The sequence below is a fragment of the Catenulispora sp. GP43 genome, from assembly GCF_041260665.1.
Taxonomy (GTDB): Bacteria; Actinomycetota; Actinomycetes; order Streptomycetales; family Catenulisporaceae; genus Catenulispora.
Genome location: NZ_JBGCCT010000004.1, coordinates 313,859 through 328,987, shown reverse-complemented (window position 1 = coordinate 328,987; position 15,129 = coordinate 313,859). Strand labels below are relative to the sequence as shown.

General features: G+C 71.7%; 15 protein-coding genes. 12 read left to right on the top strand and 3 right to left on the bottom strand.

The features are described from left to right. Nucleotides 1-86: 86 nt before the first annotated feature. A complete protein-coding gene (locus ABH926_RS11585) occupies nucleotides 87-662 on the top strand; it encodes an ABATE domain-containing protein (protein WP_370365445.1) in 576 nt (191 codons plus the stop codon). Nucleotides 663-778: 116 nt separating this feature from the next. Next, nucleotides 779-1,603, top strand: a complete 825-nt coding sequence (locus tag ABH926_RS11580; RefSeq protein ID WP_370365444.1) for an alpha/beta fold hydrolase — start codon at nucleotides 779-781, stop codon at nucleotides 1,601-1,603. Between the two features lie 123 nt (nucleotides 1,604-1,726). Here ABH926_RS11580 and ABH926_RS11575 read toward each other — a convergent pair whose 3' ends face one another. Continuing rightward, complete coding sequence (locus tag ABH926_RS11575) at nucleotides 1,727-2,281, bottom strand: transcriptional regulator (protein ID WP_370365443.1); 555 nt, start codon at nucleotides 2,279-2,281, stop codon at nucleotides 1,727-1,729. Between the two features lie 334 nt (nucleotides 2,282-2,615). Between ABH926_RS11575 and pyrR the strand changes: the two genes are divergently transcribed. The 9 genes from pyrR (at nucleotide 2,616) to ABH926_RS11530 (ending at nucleotide 13,490) form a co-directional block, all read left to right on the top strand. Continuing rightward, nucleotides 2,616-3,185 (top strand): bifunctional pyr operon transcriptional regulator/uracil phosphoribosyltransferase PyrR, encoded by a 570-nt coding sequence (gene pyrR, locus ABH926_RS11570; RefSeq protein WP_370365442.1) that lies wholly within the window; start codon nucleotides 2,616-2,618, stop codon nucleotides 3,183-3,185. Then, nucleotides 3,182-4,180 carry an aspartate carbamoyltransferase catalytic subunit gene (locus ABH926_RS11565; RefSeq protein ID WP_370365440.1) on the top strand — a complete coding sequence of 333 codons (999 nt, stop codon included), beginning with the start codon at nucleotides 3,182-3,184 and terminating at the stop codon, nucleotides 4,178-4,180. The genes pyrR and ABH926_RS11565 overlap by 4 nt, the downstream gene beginning before the upstream one ends. Continuing rightward, complete coding sequence (locus ABH926_RS11560) at nucleotides 4,177-5,469, top strand: dihydroorotase (protein ID WP_370365439.1); 1,293 nt, start codon at nucleotides 4,177-4,179, stop codon at nucleotides 5,467-5,469. The genes ABH926_RS11565 and ABH926_RS11560 overlap by 4 nt, the downstream gene beginning before the upstream one ends. Then, on the top strand, nucleotides 5,466-6,041 hold the full coding sequence (locus tag ABH926_RS11555; protein WP_370365437.1) for a hypothetical protein: 576 nt from the start codon (nucleotides 5,466-5,468) through the stop codon (nucleotides 6,039-6,041). The genes ABH926_RS11560 and ABH926_RS11555 overlap by 4 nt, the downstream gene beginning before the upstream one ends. Continuing rightward, complete coding sequence (gene carA / locus ABH926_RS11550) at nucleotides 6,038-7,186, top strand: glutamine-hydrolyzing carbamoyl-phosphate synthase small subunit (protein ID WP_370365436.1); 1,149 nt, start codon at nucleotides 6,038-6,040, stop codon at nucleotides 7,184-7,186. Before ABH926_RS11555 ends, carA begins: the two co-directional genes overlap by 4 nt. 1 nt (nucleotide 7,187) lies before the next feature. Further along, the gene (gene carB, locus ABH926_RS11545; protein WP_370365434.1) at nucleotides 7,188-10,487 is read left to right on the top strand and encodes a carbamoyl-phosphate synthase large subunit; all 3,300 of its coding nucleotides are present in this window, start codon (nucleotides 7,188-7,190) and stop codon (nucleotides 10,485-10,487) included. A 54-nt stretch (nucleotides 10,488-10,541) separates the two neighbouring features. Continuing rightward, a complete protein-coding gene (locus tag ABH926_RS11540) occupies nucleotides 10,542-11,672 on the top strand; it encodes a quinone-dependent dihydroorotate dehydrogenase (RefSeq protein ID WP_370365433.1) in 1,131 nt (376 codons plus the stop codon). Between the two features lie 26 nt (nucleotides 11,673-11,698). Continuing rightward, nucleotides 11,699-12,544, top strand: a complete 846-nt coding sequence (gene pyrF / locus ABH926_RS11535) for an orotidine-5'-phosphate decarboxylase (RefSeq protein ID WP_370365432.1) — start codon at nucleotides 11,699-11,701, stop codon at nucleotides 12,542-12,544. A 64-nt stretch (nucleotides 12,545-12,608) separates the two neighbouring features. Further along, nucleotides 12,609-13,490 carry an aminoglycoside phosphotransferase family protein gene (locus ABH926_RS11530; protein ID WP_370365559.1) on the top strand — a complete coding sequence of 294 codons (882 nt, stop codon included), beginning with the start codon at nucleotides 12,609-12,611 and terminating at the stop codon, nucleotides 13,488-13,490. Here the strand turns inward: ABH926_RS11530 and ABH926_RS11525 are convergent. Then, entirely contained in the window at nucleotides 13,480-13,914 is a 435-nt protein-coding gene (locus ABH926_RS11525) for an SRPBCC family protein (protein WP_370365431.1), read from the bottom strand. The genes ABH926_RS11530 and ABH926_RS11525 overlap by 11 nt on opposite strands. Nucleotides 13,915-13,916: 2 nt before the next feature. Next, the gene (locus ABH926_RS11520) at nucleotides 13,917-14,366 is read right to left on the bottom strand and encodes an MmcQ/YjbR family DNA-binding protein (protein ID WP_370365430.1); all 450 of its coding nucleotides are present in this window, start codon (nucleotides 14,364-14,366) and stop codon (nucleotides 13,917-13,919) included. Between the two features lie 104 nt (nucleotides 14,367-14,470). Between ABH926_RS11520 and ABH926_RS11515 the strand changes: the two genes are divergently transcribed. Continuing rightward, a complete protein-coding gene (locus ABH926_RS11515; protein ID WP_370365429.1) occupies nucleotides 14,471-15,115 on the top strand; it encodes a TetR/AcrR family transcriptional regulator in 645 nt (214 codons plus the stop codon). Nucleotides 15,116-15,129 lie beyond the last annotated feature (14 nt).

The window sequence follows — 15,129 nt, the reverse complement described above, 5'->3', positions numbered from 1 at the left end:
GGCGAGTCCTCCCCATTGATGTAACGCCTCAAGCGTTACTTGAGAACGCTAGCAGATGTAACGCCATCACCGTTACACTTTTCGCCATGGAACCCATCCCCTTCCGCCTCGACACCGGGGCGACGTGGTTGAACCTCCTCGCCACGCGGGGCAGTGCGTTCGGCCGCCATCCGGAGGAGCGCATCCCCACTCCGGAGCGCTTGGCGGACTGGCTGGCCGCCGTGGAGCTCGCGCCGCGGGCCCCGGTCACGGACGCGGATCTGGAGCTGGCATGCCACCTGCGCGAGACGCTGCGTCCGCTGGCCTTGTCCGCCGCCACCGGCGAGGATCCGTCCCCGCAGGCCGCACCGGCCCTGACGGCCTTCCTGGCGGCCCACGACGGGCCGCTGGACCTCACGGCCGCCGCCGGTCCGCCGGGCCTGGGACGGCCGGCGCCGCAGGACGCCGCCGCGGCGCTGGGCCGGGTCGCCCGCCAGGCCGCCGAGCACCTCACCGGTCCCGAGCGTCACGCGCTGAAGTCCTGTCCGGAGTCCGACTGCCGCGGCGTCTTCGCCGATCCGGACGGCCGGCGCCGCTGGTGCCCGTCCCCGGCGTGCGCGAGCCGCGGCCGCGTGCGCGCGCACCGGGCGCGCAAGGCGGGTGCCGAAGCCGAGCACGGCTGAGCACGGCTGACGGGGCGCTGTCAGCGGCCCGTCAGCGGTCTGCCAGCCGCCTTCGCGACCCTGGTTGCCGGTGCCGGACGCCGAAGCCGTCCGGACAGGGAACGAGGGGAACTGCCATGGGCGCCTATGCCGATATCGATGGCGACGGTCTGAGCATGTACTACGAAGTCGCCGGAGAGGGCGAGCCGGTGGTGCTGGTCCACGGCACCGGCGGCTATGCCGGCAGCTGGACCGCGCAGCTGGACCTGCTCGCCGACTGGTACCGGGTCTTCACCCCGGAGTGCCGGGGCCACGGCCGGACCGCGGACGTCGAGGGCCCCTACTCCTACGAGACCTTCGCCGACGACATCGCCGGCTTCATCGAGGCGCTCGGTCTCGGGCCGGTCCGGCTGGTCGGCTGGAGCAACGGCGCCAGCGTCGTCCTGCGCCTGGCGCTGCGGCGGCCGGACTTGGTGAGCCGGCTGGTGCTGCTCAGCGGCGGCGTCGCGAGCGTGGAGGGTCAGACCGCCGCCGCCACGGCGCTGTCGGTGGAGCCCGGCCGGTCCTGGCTGGCCGAGACCTGGCGGCCGCTCTACGAGGCGTTGTCCCCGGACGGCCCGGAGCACTTCCCGGTGGTCGAGGAGAAGCTGAACCGCATGTGGCGCGAGGCGGTCCCGGTGGCGATGGAGCAGATCGCGGCGCTGCCGATGCCGCTGCTGGTCATGCAGGGCGACGACGACTGTGTGGAGATCGCGCACGCCGCGGCGATGGCCGGGACGGCGCCGGACGGCCGCCTGGCGGTGGTGCCGGGGACCTCGCACGTCTCACCGATGGAGAAGCCGGAGCTGGTGAGCCTGATCCTGCTGGACTTCTTCGAGGAGAAGCCGCCGACGAGGTACTTCCCGCTTGGCTCGTTGCGCTCGGCGGCCGAGGCGGCGTGCACCATCGCGCGAGCCGCCTGATTTCTTAGCTTGTTTCTCAGCTTCGGCGGTCCTCTGAACAGCCTAAAGCCCGCCGAACAGCCTAAAGCCCGCCGCGCATCACTGCGGGGCGGGCTTTGAGCTGTGCGAAGCCGTGAAGCCCGCTCAGGCCTCGTCGTCCTCGGCGAAGCCGCCCGGGAAGCCGCCGGCCTCGCCGTCGCCCTCCTCGTCGTTGTACGGACGCGCCGCGGCCGGGTTCAGGACGTCCCACTCGGTGAGCATCTTGATCAGCTCGGACGGGGCCATCTCGTAGATGACGCCGAGCGTGCGCAGGTCCTCGCCGCGGATCGTCATGACGCGGCCGTTCCAGTCGCCGCGCTGGCTCTGGATGCTGCCGACATAGCGCAGCAGCGGGCCGGCCTGGTCGACCGGGAGGCTCTTGAGGCGCTCCAGGTCGAGCACCAGCTTGCCGCCCTGCTCGTGCGCCGACGCCGGCGCACCGGTGCCGGGCAGCAGTTCGTGGACCGGCACGCCGTAGAACTCGGCGAGCTCGGACAGGCGCTGCACGGTGACAGCGCGGTCGCCGCGCTCGTAAGAGCCGACGACGACGGCCTTCCAGCGTCCTTGCGACTTCTGCTCCACGCCGTGCAGGGACAGGCCCTGCTGGGATCGGATGGCGCGCAGTCGGACGCCCAGCGCTTTCGCGTACTCGGTGGACATGTAGCTCCCCATAGACACAACTGCGGCCTTACGTGTTCCCCTCGCCACACGGCTTGGCCCAGTTCAGCGGATCGGCAGTTTTCTCGAAATGACCCGTTGGTGACTTAGCGTGACGGTACGCGCAGCTGTCATTCTGCGCAAGTCCCGTCGTTGTCAAGAACACCGGTGACTGCCGGGTGGTCTGGTCCAATCAGCTTATGTCACTCACAGCAGTGCTCCGCACTCGGATGGCGGAGCACCCTTGACGATCATGCGTGATCGTCCTGGTAGAGTCGTTGCCGACCGAGTCCTTTAACGATCTGTCCCGTGAGGCAGAGAAGGGGGTCTTTTTAGTATGCCCGCGATACCAGAAGGTGCGCGGTCGGTTCTCGATGAGGCCGACATCTCCCGGGCGTTGACCCGGATAGCGCACGAGATCCTCGAACGCGCCAAGGGCGCCGAGGATGTCATGCTCCTGGGGATCCCCACCCGCGGCGCCACGCTCGCCAAGCGCCTGGCCGCCCGCATCGCCGACGTCGAGGGCACCACCGTCCCGGTCGGCTTCCTGGACGTCACCATGTACCGCGACGACCTGCGGATGAAGCCGGCCCGCGCGCTGGAGCGCACCGAGATCCCCGACGAGGGGGTCGACGGCCGCCTGATCGTCCTGGTGGACGACGTCCTGTACTCCGGCCGCACCATCCGCGCCGCGCTGGACGCCCTGAACGACATCGGCCGCCCGCGCGCCGTGCAGCTGGCGGTCCTGGTCGACCGCGGCCACCGCGAGCTGCCGATCCGCGCCGACTACGTCGGTAAAAACCTGCCGACCTCCCAGCGCGAGAGCGTGAAGGTCCGGCTGCGCGAGCACGACGGTGTGCAGCAAGATGCCGTCTACCTGGGGATTGAGAGCGAGACGGCTATATGAAGCGCCATCTGTTGTCCACCGCCGACCTCTCCCACGACGACGCGGTCCTGATCCTGGACACCGCCGAGGAGATCGCCCGGCTGGCGGCCCGCCCGATCAAGAAGCTGCCGACGCTGCGCGGCCGCACCGTGGTGAACCTCTTCTTCGAGGACTCCACCCGCACCCGGACCTCCTTCGAGGTCGCGGCCAAGCGGCTGAGCGCCGATGTGATCAACTTCTCGGCCAAGGGCTCCAGCGTCTCCAAGGGCGAGTCGCTGAAGGACACCGCGCTCACCCTGGAGGCCATGGGCGCCGACGCGGTCGTGGTCCGGCACAGCGCCTCCGGCGCCGCCTACCGGCTGGCCAACGCCGGCTGGAGCTCCAGCCACGTGGTCAACGCCGGCGACGGCACCCACGAGCACCCCACGCAGGCCCTGCTGGACGCCTTCACCATGCGCCGCCACCTCGGCGGCTTCGACGGCCGCCGGGTCACCGTGGTCGGCGACGTCCTGCACTCCCGGGTCGCGCGCTCCAACGTGCACCTGCTGGCCACCCTCGGCGCCCGGGTCACCCTGGTGGCCCCGCCGACGCTGCTCCCGGTCGGGGTCGAGAGCTGGCCCTGCGAGGTCTCCTACGACCTGGACGCGGCGATCCCGGGCAGCGACGCGATCATGATGCTGCGGGTCCAGCGCGAGCGGATGAGCGGGGGCTTCTTCCCCACGCAGCGCGAGTACAGCCGCCGCTACGGCCTGGACGCGCAGCGCATGGCCAAGCTGCCGGACAAGGCGATCGTCATGCACCCCGGGCCCATGGTCCGGGGCATGGAGATCTCCGCCGAGGTCGCCGACTCCGACCGCTCGGTGATCGTCGAGCAGGTCGCCAACGGGGTCAGCGTCCGGATGGCCGTGCTGTACCTGCTGCTGAGCGGGAGCGAGTCGGCGATCGGCAGCGACGAGGGCCAAGGCCAGGCCCACAGCCAGCACCAGAACACCGAACCGAAGGGCGCCGCCGCGTGAGCACCACCTATCTGATCAAGAACGCGAGCGTCCTGGGCGGTGACCCGCAGGACCTGCTCCTGCGCGACGGCATCATCGCCGAGGCCGGCGCCCTGGGGCCGGTCGCCGGCACCGTGGTGATCGACGCCGGCGGCCTGATCGCCCTGCCCGGCCTGGTCGACCTGCACACCCACCTGCGCGAGCCGGGCCGCGAGGACGCCGAGACGGTCGACACCGGCACGCGGGCCGCCGCGCTCGGCGGCTTCACCGCCGTGCACGCGATGGCCAACACCGACCCGGTCGCCGACACCGCCGGCGTGGTCGAGCAGGTCTGGCGCCTGGGCCGGGAGGCCGGGCACTGCGACGTGTTCCCGGTCGGCGCGGTCACCGTGGGCCTGGCCGGCGAGCGGCTGGCCGAGCTCGGCGCGATGGCCGACTCCGCGGCCCGGGTGCGGGTCTTCTCCGACGACGGCAAGTGCGTCTCCGACGCCAACCTGATGCGGCGCGCGCTGGAGTACGTGAAGGCCTTCGACGGCGTGGTCGCGCAGCACGCGCAGGAGCCGCGGCTGACGCAGGGCGCGCAGATGAACGAGGGCGAGCTGTCCGGGATCCTGGGCCTGACCGGCTGGCCGGCGGTGGCCGAGGAGGCGATCATCGCCCGCGACATCCTGCTGGCCGCGCACACCAAGTCCCGGCTGCACGTCTGCCACGTCTCCACGGCCGGCTCGGTGGAGCTGATCCGCTGGGCCAAGTCCAAGGGCCACCCGGTGACCGCCGAGGTCACCCCGCACCACCTGATCCTCACCGAGGACCTGGTCAAGAGCTACGACCCGATCTACAAGGTCAACCCGCCGCTGCGCACCGCCGCGGACGTCGAGGCGCTGCGCGCGGGCCTGGCCGACGGCACCATCGACGCCGTGGCCACCGACCACGCCCCGCACCCGCAGGAGGACAAGGACTGCGAGTGGGCCGCGGCGGCCATGGGCATGCTGGGCCTGGAGACCGCGCTGTCCGTGGTGCAGCAGACCATGGTCGACAGCGGCCTGATGACCTGGGCCGACGTCGCTGACCGGATGTCGGCGCGGCCGGCGGCCATCGGCCAGGTCGCCGACCGGCACGGCCGCCCGATCGCGATCGGCGAGCCGGCGAACCTGGTCCTGGTGGACCCGAAGGCGAAGCGCACCGTGGACCGCACCGGCCTGGCCTCGCTGTCGCAGAACACCCCGTATCAGGGGATGGAGCTGCCCGGGGCGGTCGTCGCGACCTTCCTGCGCGGGACCGCCACCGTGCTCGATGGGAAGCTCGCATGAACAACCAGTACTTGGTCCACCGCGGCCTGGCCGCCGCCGGCGAGCACTCCGCGCCGGTCACGCACATCGGCCAGCGGATTGTCTGGACGATCGTCACGCTGGCCGCCATGGGCGGCATCTACCTGCTGATGTGGCGCGGCTGGAAGAAGCGCCAGGCCCGGCAGGCCGACCTGCTGCCCCTGAACGACGTCCCGGAGGGCGTGTTCTCCGGCGAGGGCGGCTTCGAGGTGGTCTACGTGTCCACGACCTCCGAGGGCGACTGGCTGGACCGGATCGCGGCGCAGGGCCTCGGCGTGCGCAGCAACGCGCAGGTCCACGTGGCCCAGGAGGGGGTGCTGATCGAGCGCGAGCCCGCAGCGGTCTTCATCCCGGCCGAGGCGGTGCGCGGCGTGCGCCTGGCCTCCGGCATGGCCGGCAAGTATCTCCGGGATGAAGGCCTGGTGGTCATCACCTGGCAGCACGGTGACCGCACCCTGGACACCGGCGTCGACCCCCGCCACGGGACTGATGGACTGATGCGGGCCCTGGAGGCCTTCCTCGCAGTCAGCGCTACAGAAAGGCCGTCCGCATGAACAACCGACCCCCGGCGATCCTGGTCCTGGAGGACGGACGGACCTTCCGCGGCGACGCCTACGGCGCCGTCGGCGAGACCTTCGGCGAGGCCGTCTTCACCACCGGCATGACCGGCTACCAGGAGACCCTGACCGACCCCTCGTACCACCGGCAGGTCGTCGTGATGACGGCCCCGCACATCGGCAACACCGGGGTCAACGACGAGGACCCGGAGTCCCGGCAGATCTGGGTCGCCGGCTACGTGGTCCGCGACCCCAGCCGGGTGGCCTCCAACTGGCGCTCGCAGCGCACGCTGGACGAGGAGCTCGCCGGGCAGGGCATCGTCGGGATCTCCGGCGTCGACACCCGCGCCATCACCCGCCACCTGCGCGAGCGCGGGGCGATGCGCTGCGGCGTGTTCTCCGGGCCGGCGGCCGAGCAGGACCCGAAGACGCTGGTCGAGAAGGTCAAGGCGAGCCCGGAGATGGCCGGCGCGGACCTGGTCGGCGACGTCAGCACCAAGCAGGGCTACGTGGTCGAGCCGATCGGCGAGCACCGGTTCACCGTGGCCGCCTACGACCTCGGCATCAAGTCCATGACGCCGCACCGGATGGCCGAGCGCGGCGCCCGGGTGCACGTGCTGTCCGCCTCGGCGACCCTGGAGGACGTGCTGGCGCTGGAGCCGGACGGCTTCTTCATGAGCAACGGCCCCGGCGACCCGGAGACCACCGAGGAGACGATGGTCCCCATCGTCCAGGCGGTCCTGGACCGCAGGATCCCGGTCTTCGGGATCTGCTTCGGCAACCAGATCCTCGGCCGGGCCTTCGGCTTCGGCACCTACAAGCTCAAGTACGGCCACCGCGGCATCAACCAGCCGGTGCAGGACCGCGCGACCGGCAAGGTCGAGGTCACCGCGCACAACCACGGGTTCGCCGTGGACGCGCCGCTGGACCGGGTCTCGGACACCAAGTACGGCCGGGTCGAGGTCAGCCACGTCTGCCTGAACGACGACGTGGTCGAGGGCCTGAAGGCGCTGGACGTCCCGGCCTTCAGCGTGCAGTACCACCCGGAAGCGGCGGCGGGCCCGCACGACGCGGCCTACCTGTTCGACCGGTTCTCGGATCTGATGGCCACCGCCAAGAACGACAAGAAGGGCGAGGCCTGAGATGCCCAAGCGCCAAGATCTGAAGTCCGTCCTGGTCGTCGGCTCCGGCCCGATCGTCATCGGCCAGGCCGCCGAGTTCGACTACTCCGGCACCCAGGCCTGCCGCGTGCTGCGCAGCGAGGGCCTGCGGGTCATCCTGGTGAACTCCAACCCGGCGACGATCATGACCGACCCGGAGGTGGCCGACGCGACCTACGTCGAGCCGATCACCCCGGAGTTCGTCGAGAAGATCATCGCCAAGGAGCGCCCCGACGCCCTGCTGCCCACCCTGGGCGGCCAGACCGCGCTGAACACCGCGGTCGCGCTGGCCGAGAACGGCGTCCTGGACAAGTACAACGTCGAGCTCATCGGCGCCAACATCGCCGCGATCCAGTCCGGCGAGGACCGCGAGAAGTTCAAGCGCATCGTCGAGACCATCGGCGCGGAGTCGGCGCGCTCGGTGATCTGCCACTCCATGGACGACTGCCTGGCCGGCGTCGAGGAGCTCGGCGGCTACCCGGTCGTGGTCCGGCCCTCCTTCACCATGGGCGGCGCCGGCTCCGGCTTCGCGCACGACGAGGCCGAGCTGCGCCGCATCGCCGGCACGGGCCTGGCGCTCTCGCCGACCACCGAGGTGCTCCTGGAGGAGTCCATCCTCGGCTGGAAGGAGTACGAGCTGGAGCTGATGCGCGACAGATGCGACAACGTCGTCGTGGTCTGCTCCATCGAGAACTTCGACCCGATGGGCGTGCACACCGGCGACTCGATCACCGTCGCGCCGGCGATGACGCTCACCGACCGGGAGTACCAGGAGCTGCGCGACATCGGCATCGCGGTGATCCGCGCGGTCGGCGTCGACACCGGCGGCTGCAACATCCAGTTCGCGGTGAACCCGGCCGACGGCCGGATCATCGTGATCGAGATGAACCCCCGGGTCTCCCGCTCCTCGGCGCTGGCCTCCAAGGCCACCGGCTTCCCGATCGCCAAGATCGCCGCGCGCCTGGCCGTCGGCTACACCCTGGACGAGATCCCGAACGACATCACCCGGGAGACCCCGGCGTCCTTCGAGCCGGCCCTGGACTACGTCGTGGTGAAGGTGCCGCGGTTCGCCTTCGAGAAGTTCCCGGCCGCCGACAGCACCCTGACCACCACCATGAAGTCGGTCGGCGAGGCCATGGCCATCGGCCGCTCCTTCCCCGAGGCGCTGCAGAAGGCGCTGCGCTCGCTGGAGAAGAAGGGCTCGGAGTTCACCTGGGTCGGCCCGGTCCGCGACAAGGCCACGGTGCTCGCCGAGGCCGCGCGCCCCACCGACGGCCGGATCAACCTGCTGGTGGAGGCCTACCGGGCCGGCGCCTCGATCTCCGAGCTGCACGAGTCCACCAAGATCGACCCCTGGTTCCTGGACCAGGTGCTGCTGATCCACGAGACCGCCTGCGAGCTGCGCGACGCCGAGCGCCTGTCGCCGGAGCTGCTGCACCGGGTCAAGCGGACCGGCTTCTCCGACAAGCAGATCGCCGACATCCGGAGCCTGACCGAGTCGGTGGTCCGCGAGCTGCGGCACTCCCTGGGCGTGCGGCCGGTCTACAAGACCGTCGACACCTGTGCCGCCGAGTTCGCCGCGAAGACCCCGTACCACTACTCGTCCTACGACGAGGAGACCGAGGTCGAGCCGCGCGACAAGCCGGCGGTCATCATTCTGGGCTCGGGGCCGAACCGGATCGGGCAGGGCATCGAGTTCGACTACTCCTGTGTGCACGCGTCGTTCGCGCTGCGGGACGCCGGCTACGAGACCGTGATGGTCAACTGCAACCCGGAGACCGTCTCCACCGACTACGACACCTCCGACCGGCTGTACTTCGAGCCGCTGACGCTGGAGGACGTGCTGGAGATCGTGGACGCCGAGCGCGCGGCCGGTCCGCTGGCCGGCGTCGTGGTGCAGCTGGGCGGGCAGACCCCGCTGGGCCTGGCGCAGTCGCTGAAGGACGCCGGTGTGCCGGTGGTCGGCACCTCGCCGGAGGCCATCCACCTGGCCGAGGACCGCGGCGCCTTCGGCCGCGTCCTGGCCGAGGCGGGCCTGCCGGCCCCCAAGCACGGCACCGCGTTCTCCTTCGCCGAGGCCAAGGCCATCGCCGACGAGATCGGCTACCCGGTCCTGGTCCGGCCCTCCTACGTGCTGGGCGGGCGGGGCATGGAGATCGTCTACGACGAGGCCATGCTCCACGACTACATCGACCGCGCCACCCAGATCTCCCCGGAGCACCCGGTGCTGGTCGACCGGTTCCTGGACGACGCGATCGAGATCGACGTCGACGCGCTGTTCGACGGCGAGGAGCTCTACCTCGGCGGCGTGATGGAGCACATCGAGGAGGCCGGCATCCACTCCGGCGACTCGGCGTGCGCGCTGCCGCCGATCACCCTGGGCGGGCACGACATCAAGCGGCTGCGCGCCTCCACCGAGGCGATCGCCCGCGGCGTGGGCGTGCGCGGCCTGATCAACATCCAGTACGCGCTGGCCGGCGACATCCTGTACGTGCTGGAGGCCAACCCGCGCGCCTCGCGCACGGTGCCGTTCGTGGCCAAGGCCACCGCGGTCCCGCTGGCCAAGGCCGCCGCGCGCATCGGCATGGGCGCCACGGTGGCCCAGCTGCGCGCCGAGGGGCTGCTGCCCAAGGAGGGCGACGGCGGCACGCTGCCCCCGGACTCGCCGATCTCGGTGAAGGAAGCGGTCATGCCGTGGTCCCGGTTCCGGACCCCGGACGGCCAGGGCGTGGACGTCATCCTGGGCCCGGAGATGCGCTCCACCGGCGAGGTGATGGGCATCGACGCCGACTTCGGCAAGGCCTTCGCCAAGTCCCAGGCCGGGGCCTACGGCTCGCTGCCGCTGAAGGGCCGGGCGTTCGTCTCGGTGGCCAACCGCGACAAGCGCTCGATGGTGTTCCCGGTCAAGGCCCTGCACGACCTGGGCTTCGAGATCCTGGCCACCGACGGCACCGCCGACGTGCTGCGCCGCAACGGGATCCCGGCCACCACGGTGCGCAAGCTCTCGCAGGGGACCGGCCCGAACGGCGAGCCGACGATCGTGCAGATGATCGTCGACGGCGTGATCGACCTGATCGTCAACACCCCCTTCGGGGTCGGCTCGCGGCTGGACGGCTACGAGATCCGGACTGCGGCGGTGCAGGCCGGCAAGCCGTGCATCACCACGGTCCAGGGCTTCGCGGCGGCCGTGCACGGGATCGAGGCGCTGCAGCGCGGGGAGATCGGCATCGGGTCGCTGCAGGAGTACGCGGACAAGATCAACGCCTCGCGCGCCGAGGGCTGAGAGCCCCGGGTCCGCGAGACGATGATCATGTCCGACTGAGAGAGGTGCCTGTTGATGCGGGTCTATCCGAAACTGTTCAACCTGGTGTTCCGCCGGATGGACGCCGAGCAGGCGCACCACCTCGGGTTCGGCGCGATCAAGGCGGTCGGCGCGCTGCCGGCCGGCGTCGGCCTGGCGCTGCTGGAGCGGCTGTTCCCGGCCCATGACACGGTCCTGAAGCAGACCGTGTTCGGGGTCGGGTTCCCGGCGCCGTTCGGCCTGGCCGCAGGCTTCGACAAGAACGCCGCGGGCATCGACGCCCTGGCCGCCCTGGGCTTCGGCTCGGTGGAGATCGGCACGGTCACCGGCCAGGGCCAGCCCGGCAACTCCCAGCCCCGGCTGGCCCGGCTGATCGCCGACCGCGCGGTGGTGAACCGCATGGGCTTCAACAACGGCGGCGCCGAGGAGGTCGCGCGGCGGCTGAAGCGGCGCGTGGCCAAGCCCGAGCGCTGGGACAAGGTGCCGCCGGTGGTCGGCGTCAACATCGGCAAGACGAAGATCGTGCCGGAGGACGAGGCCGCGACCGACTACGTCGTGTCGGCCAAACTGCTGGCGCCGTACGCGGACTACCTGGTGGTCAACGTCTCCTCGCCGAACACCCCGGGGCTGCGCGACCTGCAGGCCGTCGAGGTGCTGCGGCCGCTGCTGAAGGCGGTGCGCGCGGCGGCCGACGAGGCGGTGCCCGGCCGGCACGTCCCGCTGCTGGTGAAGATCGCCCCGGACCTGGCCGACGCGGACGTCGACGCGGTCGCCGACCTGGCCCTGGAGCTGCGCCTGGACGGCATCATCGCGACCAACACCACGATCGGCCGGGAAGGGCTGAAGTCCTCCGCGGAGAAGATCGAGGCCGCCGGCGGCGGCGGTCTGTCGGGCGCGCCGCTGAAGGAGCGCTCGCTGGAGGTGCTGCGGCGCCTGCGGTCCCGCACCGAGGGCAGGCTGGCGCTGGTCTCGGTCGGCGGCGTGGAGACCGTCAACGACGCCTGGCAGCGCCTCGTCGCCGGCGCGGACCTGGTCCAGGGCTACACCGGCTTCATCTACGAGGGGCCGGCCTGGGCCTCGCGGATCAACCGCGGCATCGCCGCGAAGGTGCGGGCCGGCGGCTACACGAGCCTGCGCGACGCCGTCGAGGCGGCCCGCGTTTCTTAGAACCCATATATAAGAGGAGAGTTGTCATGGCTGCTCGACCGGATTCGTCGTTCGGCGCTCGGTTGCGGACTGCTCTCGACGAGCGGGGCCCGCTGTGCGCCGGGATCGACCCGCACACCGCGCTGCTGGCGCAGTGGGACCTCAGCGACGACGTCGCGGGGCTGGAGCGCTTCGCGTACACGGTGGTCGAGGCGCTGGCCGACCGGGTCGCCGCGCTCAAGCCGCAGTCGGCCTTCTTCGAACGCTACGGCAGCCGCGGCATCGCGGTCCTGGAGCGGGTCGTCGACGACGCCCGCTCGGCCGGCACCGTGGTGATCATGGACGCCAAGCGCGGCGACATCGGGTCCACGGTCGCGGCCTACGCGGACGCCTACCTGGAGCCGTCCTCGCCGCTGTTCTCCGACGCCCTGACCGCGAGCCCCTACCTGGGCTTCGGCTCCCTGGAGCCGCTGTACGCGGCGGCGGAGAAGAACAACGCGGGCGTCTTCGTCCTCGGCCTGACCTCGAACCCCGAGGGCTCCCAGGTGCAGGGCGCGGTCGGCGCCTCGGGGCGCAGCGTCGCGGAGGAGATGATCACGGCCGCGGCCGCCCGCAACGCCGGCGCCTCCCCGATGGGCCCGATCGGCGTGGTGGTCGGCGGCACCGTTCAGACCCCGGACTTCGACCTGGCCCGGCTCAACGGCGCCTACCTGGTCCCCGGCATCGGCGCCCAGGGCGCGACCGCGGCCGACGTGCGCCGGATCTTCGGCGCCGGGGCGCGCAACGTGGTGCCCTCGAGCAGCCGGGAGATCCTGGCCGGCGGCCCGTCGATCGCCGGACTGCGGGACGCGGCGGCGCGGGCCGTGGACGAGCTGCGGGGCATGCTCGACTAGCGGTTCACGCGCCGAAATCCGGTGTTCGGCGCGGGCGCTCGCATGCGAGACTGCCGCGATGCGGATGCACACCGGCCAGTTGACCGTGTCAGAACCCGTCGTCCGCAGGCTCGTCGGCGAGCAGTTCCCGCAGTGGCGCGAACTGCCCGTCACCGAGATCGCCTCGCCGGGCACGGTCAACGCCATCTTCCGCATCGGCGACGGCCTCGCCGCGCGCTTCCCCCTCAAAGACGGGGAGCCTGACGGCATCCGCCGCTGGCTCGAGGCCGAAGCCGAGGCGGCCCGCGAACTGGCCGGAAGCACCCGCTTCCGCACCCCCGAGCCGGTCGTGATCGGCGAGCCCGGCGCCGGCTACCCGCTGCCGTGGGCGGTCCAGACCTGGCTTCCCGGTGTCACCGCCACCGACGACGACCCGGCGGCCTCGGTTCTGTTCGCTCGCGACCTGGCCGAGTTCATCGGTGGCGTCCGGGCCCTGGACACCCGCGGCCGGACCTTCGGCGGCTCGGGCCGCGGCGGCGACCTGCGCGCCCACGACGTCTGGATGGAAACCTGCTTCGAGCGCAGCGAACACCTTCTCGACGTGCCCCGGCTGCGCCGGCTGTGGGCCGATCTGCGCGGGCTGCCGCGCACCGACGCCGACCGGATGACCCACGGCGACCTGATCCCCGGCAACGTCCTGGTCGCCGAAGGGCGCCTGGCCGGCGTCCTCGACACTGGCGGGCTGGGGGCGGCCGACCCGGCCCTGGATCTGGTCGCCGTCTGGCACCTGCTGGACGCCGGGCCCCGCGAGGTGGTGCGCGAAGCCCTGGCCTGCGACGACCTGCAGTGGCAGCGCGGCCGGGCCTGGGCGTTCCAGCAGGCCATGGGCCTGGTCTGGTACTACCTCGACAGCAACCCGACGATGAGCCGGATGGGCCGGCGCACTCTGGACCGCGTCATCCGGTGATGTCTCGCTCCGCCGCCTCAAGAATCCGCTTGAGGCGGCCGAGCGAGACCTTGAAGAACAGCCGGGTCGTCGGCCCGATCACCAGCCACCCGATCCGCCCCAGCACCCCCAGCGGCAGGTCGACGTCCTCCCACCAGGTCACCCGGCAGCCGTCCGCACCCTGCGGCGCCACCTCGAACCCGCCGGTGCCGCGCACCACGTGCCCGGTGTGCCGCACCGTGCAGCTGCGCGGCGGCTCCCATTCGGTGACCGTCATCGTGTCCAGGAACCCGATCGGCCCGATCCCGGTGAAGCCCTCCAGGCTGCCGCCGACGGCGCTCGCCGTCCCGCGCACCTTGGTCGCGACCATCCACGCGCCCTGCGACTCCCAGTCGGACAGCGTCTCCCAGGCCCGCTCGACCGAGGCCGCGACGTCCACTGACACCCTCAGCTCAGCCAAGGCGCACCGCCGGCGACTCGGGCTGCCAAGGTCTTCGGCGCCACCTTGCGGTAGGCGTCGCGCACGATGTCCTCGACGTCGTCCCAGTCCGGGTCGCCGTCCAGGTTCACGCCGAGCCAGCCCCGCGCGCCGACGTACGGCGGCCGGTAGAACGTGTCCGGGTCCTGGTCCATCCGCAGCTCCTGCACTCCCTCCGGGGCCGGGCACCAGAAGCCCAGGCGCTGACCGTGGTGGTGATCGCAGAACATCGCCAGCGTGCGCTTGCCGCGGATGTGCCAGCCCCTCCCCACCACCGCCCGTTGAGGAGACGCTACGCGTCGCTGATTCATGGGTGGCTCGCCATGGCTTTCGCGCTCCTCGACCTCGGGCAGGGCCAGGCAGATGGCGCGCAGGCGTTCCAGCGCGGCCGTCTCTCGGGCCTTCTGTTCGGGCGTCATGTCACCATCCTCATGGTTCGCGCCGACAAGGTCGAGTCGCGCGGGGTCGAGCCGTGTTGAGCGCGCGCTCAACGAACCCTTGTGCGATCCGGTAGCGTCGCGGCATGACCTCCGACACCCGGGACCGCCTGCTGCAGGGGACGATCGACGCCCTGCGGACCCAGGGCATAGCCGGGGTGTCGGCCCGCACCATCGCCGCGGCCGCCGGGGTGAACCAGGCGCTGGTGTTCTACCACTTCGGCAGCGTCGACGAGCTGCTCGCCGTGGCCGCCGTGTGGTCGACCGAGCAGCAGGTCGCCGAGTACCGGGAGCCGTTCGAGCGGGTGCGCTCGCTGCGGGAGTTGCAACGCGTGGGGCGTGACCTGCACAAGCGGGAGAGCGCGGCGGGGAACGTCACGGTCCTGGGACAGATGCTCGCCGGGGCGCAGACGAACCCGGCCTTCGCGACGGCGACGCGCGACGCGCTGGCGCTGTGGACCGTGGAGATCGAGCGGGTCCTGAACCGGGTGCTGGCGGACTCGCCGCTCGGGGAGGTGGCCGACGTGCCGGGGCTGGCGCGCGCGGTGGCGGCCTCGTTCATCGGGATGGAGCTGCTGGCCGCCGTCGACCCGGAGGGCGACAAGGCGGCGTTCCGCGCCCTGGACCAGCTCGGCGCGCTGCTGGAGTACCTGGACGACCTGGGGCCGGCCGCCCGGGCGGCGGCGCGGCGCGCGGTGCGGACCGCCGTGCGGCGGTCGGTGCGCGCGTAGGGCGGCGGCGCGGG

Coding starts and splice junctions, on each gene's coding strand:
- carB (WP_370365434.1), top strand. CDS start 7,188: ATGCCCAAGCGCCAAGATCTGAAGTCCGTCCTGGTCGTCGGCTCCGGC.
- ABH926_RS11585 (WP_370365445.1), top strand. CDS start 87: ATGGAACCCATCCCCTTCCGCCTCGACACCGGGGCGACGTGGTTGAAC.
- ABH926_RS11575 (WP_370365443.1), bottom strand. CDS start 2,281: ATGTCCACCGAGTACGCGAAAGCGCTGGGCGTCCGACTGCGCGCCATC.
- ABH926_RS11520 (WP_370365430.1), bottom strand. CDS start 14,366: ATGACGCCCGAACAGAAGGCCCGAGAGACGGCCGCGCTGGAACGCCTG.
- ABH926_RS11540 (WP_370365433.1), top strand. CDS start 10,542: ATGCGGGTCTATCCGAAACTGTTCAACCTGGTGTTCCGCCGGATGGAC.
- ABH926_RS11565 (WP_370365440.1), top strand. CDS start 3,182: ATGAAGCGCCATCTGTTGTCCACCGCCGACCTCTCCCACGACGACGCG.
- carA (WP_370365436.1), top strand. CDS start 6,038: ATGAACAACCGACCCCCGGCGATCCTGGTCCTGGAGGACGGACGGACC.
- ABH926_RS11530 (WP_370365559.1), top strand. CDS start 12,609: ATGCACACCGGCCAGTTGACCGTGTCAGAACCCGTCGTCCGCAGGCTC.
- ABH926_RS11580 (WP_370365444.1), top strand. CDS start 779: ATGGGCGCCTATGCCGATATCGATGGCGACGGTCTGAGCATGTACTAC.
- ABH926_RS11555 (WP_370365437.1), top strand. CDS start 5,466: ATGAACAACCAGTACTTGGTCCACCGCGGCCTGGCCGCCGCCGGCGAG.
- ABH926_RS11515 (WP_370365429.1), top strand. CDS start 14,471: ATGACCTCCGACACCCGGGACCGCCTGCTGCAGGGGACGATCGACGCC.
- pyrR (WP_370365442.1), top strand. CDS start 2,616: ATGCCCGCGATACCAGAAGGTGCGCGGTCGGTTCTCGATGAGGCCGAC.
- pyrF (WP_370365432.1), top strand. CDS start 11,699: ATGGCTGCTCGACCGGATTCGTCGTTCGGCGCTCGGTTGCGGACTGCT.